Origin of the sequence: Streptococcus sp. 2100 (genome assembly GCF_013276335.1) — a bacterium.
Lineage (GTDB): Bacteria > Bacillota > Bacilli > Lactobacillales > Streptococcaceae > Streptococcus > Streptococcus pseudopneumoniae.
In genome coordinates this window covers 1-829 of sequence record NZ_VMKV01000018.1, presented here as the reverse complement: position 1 = coordinate 829, position 829 = coordinate 1, and the positions used below count along the sequence as shown (strand labels likewise).

General features: G+C 40.0%; 1 pseudogene. It reads right to left on the bottom strand.

Annotation, left to right across the window (positions count from 1 at the left end):
- Positions 1 to 93: 93 nt before the first annotated feature.
- Positions 94 to 829, bottom strand: a pseudogene (locus HT669_RS03715) (IS30 family transposase); the annotation flags it as partial.

Sequence of the window (829 nt, the reverse complement as noted above, 5' to 3'; positions counted from 1 at the left end):
GCCAAATTTCAAGTTCAAGTTAGCCATGAAGAAGTCTTCTCTGGGTGATTTGTAGTTCAAGCATTTTTTAGGATAGTTATTAATCCAATTTTAGATGAATGTGACTTCTTTGGGAGTCGTTTCCTTAGTTCCCTTAGGTAACCATCTACGAATGAGGCTGTTGTGATTCTCATCAGTTCCCCTTTCCCAAGAGGCATAGGGGTGCGCATAATAGATATGTTCCTCAGAAAATACATCAGACAAGCGGTTAAATTCTGTACCATTATCTGCCGTGATGGAAAGAATTTGATGTTGTTTTAAGATGAGTTTTAAAGCCTGATTGACCGCCTCAGCACTTTTATTTGGAATCAATCGGATAATTTGATGCCTAGTCCTTCGATCAGTTAAGACCAGTAAACAATAATTTTTCACCCTTGTAAGCAGAACCGTATCAATCTCATAATGCCCATTCTCCAATCGCAGATTGATAGCTTCAGGACGCTGTTCGATAGATTGACCAGGGGGTTTAAAATTGGTGCTAGCTTGTTTCTTAAGCGCTTTTCCTTTTCTAGGATAGAGCAGATCCTGTTTTGACAATCCTAATTTTCCATGATGGATCCAGTAGTAGATGGTAGAAATTCCCACGTTAACGCCCTTAGCCTTGACCATCATTTCAGGCGAAAATTTTTGGTTATGATAGTGGAGAATCTTTTCCTTCAGCTCCTTGTTCAATCTTGATTTCTTGACCGAGCGCTTGCGATTATTTTCATAAGACTGTTGAGCATAGTCGGCAGAATAAACCTCTTTAAAGCGTCCTTTTCCAAGACATTGTCGGACTGTCCCACGCTTG